This window comes from uncultured Campylobacter sp. (assembly GCF_938045465.1).
GTDB lineage: Bacteria > Campylobacterota > Campylobacteria > Campylobacterales > Campylobacteraceae > Campylobacter_B.
The window spans coordinates 1-6,777 of record NZ_CALIBF010000043.1 but is presented as its reverse complement, the minus strand read 5'-3'; the positions used below and the strand labels follow the sequence as shown (position 1 = coordinate 6,777).

Sequence of the window (6,777 nt, the reverse complement as noted above, 5' to 3'; positions counted from 1 at the left end):
GAGTTTTGATGAAACAAAGCGCGCTGCATGCGCTAAAATACAAGCTCGCTCCCGCCGCGGAGATCATCACGCCCAACGTGCGCGAAGCAGAGGTTTTGGCGGAGATGAAAATTTTAAGCTTAGCAGATATGCGCGCTGCTGCGGTTAAAATTTCGCAGTTTTTCGGCAGCGCGATTTTGATTAAAGGAGGCGATCTGGCGGGCGCGAGCGAGGTTTGCGGCGCGGCGGAAATGAATGTAGCGCGAAATTTTAATGCTTCGCAGCGCGAGACGGGCGAAAATGGCGCACGCGAAAATTTTGCGGATTTGACGAAGAGCGCAAATTTCGCGGGTAAAAATTTTACTAGCGAATGTGAAATTTTAACGGCGAGCGCGGAGCCCTCTTTTGAACAAAATTTATCCGCAGCCTCCCTAGGCGCTGGTTTTAAACCGAGCGGCGAGGGCGGGGATTTGACAAATTTAGCGGTTGATATTTTGTATGAAAACGGCAAATTTTATGAGTTTTCTGCGCCTAAAATTTCTACGCGTAACACCCACGGCACGGGCTGCACGCTCTCAAGCGCGATCGCGTGCGCGCTGGCGGCAGGGCTTAGCTTGCCCGCAGCCGTTGCCCATGCCAAGGGCTTCGTGCGCATGGCGCTTGGCTGGGGTGAGCAGATCGGACACGGATGCGGCGCGATAGATCATTATTTCACGGTCCAAGATCCCTTTGGCGCGGACTTTAGCGGATCTTGTGCGAACGAAATCAAAATCATCGCCCCGGATTAAAATTTCAAGCGCTCGTCGAAATCCCCGCATTCGTAAAATTTCAAAATTCCGCTGCTATTAAATTTAACCTAGCGGCACAAGATTATATACAAACGGTTCGTCGCGGCTTGTTATAAACGATGAGATTGCGCGGCTAAAAAGCGTGCACTACGGGGATGTGCGTACTTAAAATTTTAGTTGATTTTTAGGCATCATAATCCGCGTAGAATTTTAAAGAATTTTTGAATTTTATTGTAGGGTTCGCGTTGCAAGTTAGGGCTTTCCTTATTTGCCTTATGCTATAGCCCTGCTTCGTGGCATTGTTAAATTTGCGTTATTTCTTATAGGTCTTTATACGCGAAAAAAGTGGATTATAAATATAAGCTAGTCATGCACTCACTGCTCACGTTACTACCTGCCTTCGCCCCTTCAAGGTAGATGCATCATTGTATGCCGACCATTGCGCTATACTTGCCGCAGCATTGCGACACCGCTGCGAATTCGCGATCCATTCCTTTCGTCTCATATTTGCTGAGTTCGCTAAAATTCCGAATTTTCTAGCAAAAGAGTTATAATGGCTAAAATTACGTAAATTTAGGAATTTAAAATGCACTGCAAAAAAGGACTACTACTCTTAATCATCGTCTCAGGGATAATCTCTGCCGCAGATAACTGGATCGCATCGCTACTACTACCTAGCATCGCAGATACGTTTGGGGTGCAGGTAAGCGCCGCCTCCGCAGTTTTGACGGCATATCTGATCCCCTATGGCTTACTTCAGCCGGTTTACGGACATCTTAGCGATCGCTACGGCAGAGGTAAAATTTTAATCTCGCTAATGCTCTTTTTGGCGATATTTACGCTTCTTTGCTCCACTGCAAAAAGTCTAGCGTGGCTTGTTTTATTTCGTTTTTGCACGGGATGCGCGGCAGCGGGTATAATCGCCGTCTGCCTCGGCGTTATAGGCGATGCATATGACGATAAGGATAGACAAAAAATCGTAGCGATATTTCTAGGCTCGGTATTTTTAGGGCAGGGGCTGAGTGCGGCTTTAGGTGGATGGGCGGTGGCTAGATTTTCTTGGAGGGAGATATTTTTAGCCTTTTCTGCGCTGTCTGCGGTATCTTTCGTATCACTATTTACGCTAAATTTCAAAGACGCTCCGAAAAGCGGAGGCGAGAGCTTCGTAAAATCCCTAGCCAGCTTGCGCGGCGATGCTGCGCTTTTGAGAAGCTATTTTTTGGCTTTATGTAACGGCGTAATCGTGCTTGGGGCGTATTCATTCATAGGCGCTTATCTACTTAAAAAACTGTGCTTGAACTCAAATTTTGCCGGAGCCTGCCTTATGCTTTACGGCGTCGCTTGCTTTTTGGCGGGAAACGCTGCCAGATATTTAAAAGAGAAGTTGCCGCCAAAAGAAATTCTATCCCTCGGCTTTTTGGCGTCCGCTTCGGCGCTGTGCCTTTTGGCGAGTTGCTTCGCTGCCACCGCATATGTAGGGACGTTTTTGCTGGGATTTGGCTATGTTTGCGCGCAGTCCGTCCTAGCAAGCGCGGCACTTCGTTGTGGCTCCGCCAAAGGTCTATCCTCCGGGATCATAGGCACGGCGATATTTTTCGGAGGCGGCATCGGTACTGCCGTAGGTGGCAAGGCGCTTGAATATTTAAGCTACCAAGGGATATTTTGTGGCTTTGCTGCGTTAGCCGCCGCGCTGCTGATTTTTTACTGTGCAAGCTTTAAGGGCACGCGCGAAATTTAATTCTCTGCAACAATAGCAGAATTTAAAATTAAGCACACTTCGCTGTCGAGAAATTTCCTAAAATCACGCTATTTCAGGGCGTCGCGTTCGGTATCGTCGTAAATATCGCAGTGCATTGCATCACGCTGCCGCTTTTAGGACTTACACCACCGCTTTTTCAGCTTCCGTGGTATGAGTTTGTTTCGGAATTTTTCGGGCACACGGTTTGGTTTTGGGCGATCGAAGTATTCCGCTGCGATTTGCGAAATTGCGCGGCTGGTTAGTCAGATTGATCCTGTGGATTGTCCGAGCGCTTCGTCCTTTTAATTAAAATTTGAAATTCCGCATGGCTCCGCTAGGAATTCCATCATTTTTTATAAACGCAGTAAAATCACGATAAATTTTTATGTTAAAATTATGATTAATAAAATTTCAAAAGAAGCGGCAATGAAATATAAAATTTTAGTTGCAATCTTTACGGCTGCTCTGGGCTTACAGGGAGCGCTTGCGAGCGATTTTGACGAGCAGGCTTGCGCGGCGCTAAAGGGCGCAAAAATTTACGATACAAAGATTAACGAAGCGATCTGGAATCAAAGCGGTGAGATCGGCGCCGATAAGATGTCTGCGCTAACCGGCGGAGCCAAAAAGACGCTAAAAGCCGCGCCGCACTGCATAATTCACGGCGAGATAGCCTCCCGCACGGGCTCGGATGGCAAGCATTACGGCATAAAATTTGAGCTGCGCTTGCCAGGCGACTGGAACGGCAAGCTGCTATTTCAGGGCGGAGGCGGTTTGGACGGCTTTGTAGCACCGGCTCTTGGCGCCGTATCTATCCGCACTAGCACCGCAATGCCCGCTTTGATGAGGGGCTACGCGGTCGTAGCGACCGATTCTGGTCATCCAACGCCGACGCCGGAGTTTGGGCTCGAGCAACAGGCGCGGCTGGATTACGCGTATCAGGCTATCGGCAAGGTCGCGAGCGTCTCAAAGCAGCTGGTTTTCGAGGCGTATAAAAAAGAGCCCGCGCACAGCTATTTTATGGGCTGCTCAAACGGCGGGCGCTCGGCTCTGATGGCGGCGCAGAGGTATCCACTGGAATTTGACGGCGTAATCGCGGCAAATCCGGGTTTTAGGCTTTCGCGCGCGGCGATCGCGGAGCAGTGGGATAACCGGCAGCTTATGAATATCGCGCCTAAAAACGCCGCGGGGGAGAAAATTTTTGCAAACGCCCTTACGCAGGAGGATCTGGATAAGCTAAGCAGGGCGGTTTTAGATAAATGCGATGCACTAGACGGCCTAAAAGACGGAATCATCAGCGCTTGGGAGCGTTGTAAATTTGATCCTAGCGGCCTTGATTTGCCCAAAGATAAAATTTCTGCAATAAAAGCGATATTTGACGGCGCAAAAAACAGCAAGGGCGAGCAAATTTACAGCGGCTGGTTTTACGACGCGGGGGTAAATCAGCCCGGCTGGCGCATGTGGAAGCTTGGCGACTCGCAAACGGCAGAGCCAAATGCTAGAAATATCGTGCTCTCAAAGGGTTCGATGAATTATTATTTCTTGACGCCGCCGCAACCGGAGTTTGATCTGATAAAATTTGATTTCGATAAGGACGTAGAACGAACATTCGAAACCGCGGCGATAAACGATGCGATTTCGACCAAGCTAGATAGCTTCCGCGCTAACGGCGGTAAACTCATCATCGTAACGGGCGTTTCCGATCCCGTATTTTCGGCGATGGATCAGCGCGATTGGTTTAAAAAGCTAGTGGAAACGAACGCGGACGCGGACGAATTTGCGCGATTTTTTGCATTGCCTGGGATGAATCACTGCGGCGGCGGTAACGGCATCGATGATGTCGATCCGCTAAGCGCGCTTGAAGCGTGGCGCGAGCAGGGAACGGCTCCATCTAGCCTGCTAGGCAAAAGCACGAGCCGCGCCGGCAAGCAGCTACCTATCTGCGCGTATCCAAAAGTGGCTACCTACGTAGGCGGCGACGAAAATAGCGCGAGCAGCTTTGAGTGCAGATAAAATTTATTTAAAGGAGTAAAGATGAGAGGTAAAATTTTAATCGCGGCCTTTGCGGCGGCGCTTTTGTGCGGCTGCGCGGCGCACGATACAAAGCCAGGCGAGGAAATAAGCGCAATGGATAAGAGGGGCGAAAGCGCGGCTGCGGACTGCGGCGCTAGTGAGGGCGTCTGCAAGGTGCCCGCCGTGCAGGGGCCGATGGTAGGCGGCGGCACGGATGAGCACGGCTGCTTGGTCGCTGCGGGGCAGAGCTTTTCAAAGATCAAGAATGGTTGCGTGCAGGTCTTTGACGTCGCGGACGTGAGGCTGCACGACCCTGATAACGCTACGCTCGCGATCTACGGGATATTTTCCGCGGATAAAAGCAGGGTAGAAATTTTTTGGGCGAGCTTGCCGCAGAGCGAAATTTTAAGCAAAGTTAAGGGAGGCGGCTATGTCTCGAAGGACGGCAAAATTTCGCTGCTAAAAAGCGGCAATAGCTATAAGATCCTCAGAAAATAGCGGGTGGAATTTTAAACCCGCCAAATTTCGCGCGCCGCGGAGAAATTTAATTCAAGCGCGCTAAGACTTAGGTCTGCTCAGTAGGCTAAGCCTTAAATTTAGAGCAAATTAATACCGAGCCGATTCGATTATTCGCGGTATCTGCCGCCGATGAAATTTAATCAAAGGAGCAAAAATGGCTATCATCAAAGTAGATCTACAAAAATCATACCGTATCCTAAACCCGGGCGCGACCACGCTCGTGTCGGCCAAATACGATGGCGACGTCAACGCGATGGCGATAACGTGGGCGCAGGCGCTTGACTACGACAAAGTTACCATCGTGCCGCATAATGGCTCGTACACGCGGACGCTCATCGAAAAGAGCGGGTATTTCGCCGTGCAGATCCCCACGGCAGCGCAGGCGGAGCCGCTTAGCGAGCTGGGTGCCGAGAACAACTCGCGCTTTGATAATGCGGACAAGATGAAAAACGTGGAAATTTTTTATAAAGATGACTCCCGCGTACCGCTGATCGCGGACTGCGCCGCATGGCTCGTTTGCAAGCGTATCCCCGAGCCTCATAACGAGCAGAGCTATGATCTTTTCATCGGCGAGGTCGTCGCGGCGTATGCGGACGAGCGGATATTTGACGGCGGACACTGGCTGTTTGAAAAGATCCCTGACGAGCTAAAGACGCTTCACTACGTCGCCGGCGGTCGGTACTATCTAGACGGCAAAGCGGTAGATACCAAGCGCATGCCCATAAGCGACGAATAAACCGCCTCGCAAAACGCTGGCAAATTTGTAAATTTAAAACGAGCACACGCGTAAATACGCGGCGGGTTTTAGTAAAATTTCAAACTGAAGAATTCAAAAAAGGATAGAAAATGAAAAAATATATCGTCATCACCGGCGCAAGTTCAGGTATCGGAGCGGCCGCAGCGAAGGCGTTTGCTGGGCGCGGAGAAAATTTGGTCCTAATCGCGCGCAGAGCGGAGTTACTGCAAAGCTTAAAGAGCGAGATCGCTAAAATTTCGCCTGAACCAGATGTCGTGATTAAAATTTGCGACCTTGTGAATAGCGAGAACGTCCTAGCACTTTGGGACGAGCTAAAAAGCTACGAGCTAAAGGCGCTCATAAACAACGCGGGCTTTGGAGATTACGGCGCGGTCGGCGAGCGCGATCTCGCCAAAGTCTCGCAGATGCTACGTCTCAACGTCATTTCGCTCACGCTACTAAGCCACCTCTTCGTGCGCGATTACAAGCGCAAGCCCGTCCAACTCATCAATATCTCCTCTGCGTGCGGCTACAGTATGGTGTCAAACGCCGTCACCTACTGCGCGAGCAAATTTTTCGTAAGCGCCTTTACGGAGGGCTTGCACCGAGAGCTGGCGCAGGATAAAGAGGCCAAAATGCAGGCCAAAGTTCTAGCGCCCGCCGCGACTAGGGCGGAGTTCGGTCCCGTGGCGACGGATGACGCGGGCTACGACTACGACGCGGCTTTTAAGCGCTATCATTCAAGCGAGGAGATGGCGGAATTCCTGCTCGCGCTTTACGATAGCGACGCGTGCGTAGGCGCGGTGGATCGAAACAGCTTCGAGTTTAGCTTACAAGCCCCGCGATTTGACTATGCAGGTAAACGCTAAATTATGCATTACGCGTCGCGCGACGAGGCGTAAAATTTAGAATAACGTAGCGCCGGAGTTAAATTTAACCACACAACGCGGTAAAATTTAAAGAAATTCAGGGAACGAAAATGGGAAAATCGGCTCTTGTACTAGGCG

7 protein-coding genes are annotated in these 6,777 nt (G+C 50.4%); all 7 read left to right on the top strand.

The annotated features are described in order from the left end of the window. Window positions 1-767 (top strand): bifunctional hydroxymethylpyrimidine kinase/phosphomethylpyrimidine kinase (locus tag Q0413_RS02415; RefSeq protein WP_298986943.1); only part of this gene is annotated, 767 nt, incomplete at its 5' end. Between the two features lie 586 nt (window positions 768-1,353). Beyond that, window positions 1,354-2,505 (top strand): MFS transporter, encoded by a 1,152-nt coding sequence (locus Q0413_RS02410; RefSeq protein ID WP_298986940.1) that lies wholly within the window; start codon window positions 1,354-1,356, stop codon window positions 2,503-2,505. A gap of 62 nt (window positions 2,506-2,567) precedes the next feature. Beyond that, window positions 2,568-2,768 carry a DUF1440 domain-containing protein gene (locus Q0413_RS02405; protein ID WP_366939635.1) on the top strand — a complete coding sequence of 67 codons (201 nt, stop codon included), beginning with the start codon at window positions 2,568-2,570 and terminating at the stop codon, window positions 2,766-2,768. A gap of 163 nt (window positions 2,769-2,931) precedes the next feature. After that, the gene (locus Q0413_RS02400; RefSeq protein ID WP_298986938.1) at window positions 2,932-4,515 is read left to right on the top strand and encodes a tannase/feruloyl esterase family alpha/beta hydrolase; all 1,584 of its coding nucleotides are present in this window, start codon (window positions 2,932-2,934) and stop codon (window positions 4,513-4,515) included. Window positions 4,516-4,536: 21 nt separating this feature from the next. After that, window positions 4,537-5,013 (top strand): hypothetical protein, encoded by a 477-nt coding sequence (locus Q0413_RS02395; RefSeq protein ID WP_298986937.1) that lies wholly within the window; start codon window positions 4,537-4,539, stop codon window positions 5,011-5,013. A 175-nt stretch (window positions 5,014-5,188) separates the two neighbouring features. Beyond that, complete coding sequence (locus Q0413_RS02390; RefSeq protein ID WP_298986935.1) at window positions 5,189-5,770, top strand: flavin reductase family protein; 582 nt, start codon at window positions 5,189-5,191, stop codon at window positions 5,768-5,770. Window positions 5,771-5,880: 110 nt separating this feature from the next. Beyond that, window positions 5,881-6,639, top strand: coding sequence for an SDR family NAD(P)-dependent oxidoreductase (locus Q0413_RS02385; RefSeq protein WP_298986932.1), 759 nt, complete (start codon window positions 5,881-5,883; stop codon window positions 6,637-6,639). Window positions 6,640-6,777 lie beyond the last annotated feature (138 nt).

Bases quoted from the DNA above. Each gene is read 5' to 3' on its own strand.
- Q0413_RS02400 (WP_298986938.1), top strand. From the start codon at position 2,932: ATGAAATATAAAATTTTAGTTGCAATCTTTACGGCTGCTCTGGGCTTA.
- Q0413_RS02385 (WP_298986932.1), top strand. From the start codon at position 5,881: ATGAAAAAATATATCGTCATCACCGGCGCAAGTTCAGGTATCGGAGCG.
- Q0413_RS02390 (WP_298986935.1), top strand. From the start codon at position 5,189: ATGGCTATCATCAAAGTAGATCTACAAAAATCATACCGTATCCTAAAC.
- Q0413_RS02395 (WP_298986937.1), top strand. From the start codon at position 4,537: ATGAGAGGTAAAATTTTAATCGCGGCCTTTGCGGCGGCGCTTTTGTGC.
- Q0413_RS02410 (WP_298986940.1), top strand. From the start codon at position 1,354: ATGCACTGCAAAAAAGGACTACTACTCTTAATCATCGTCTCAGGGATA.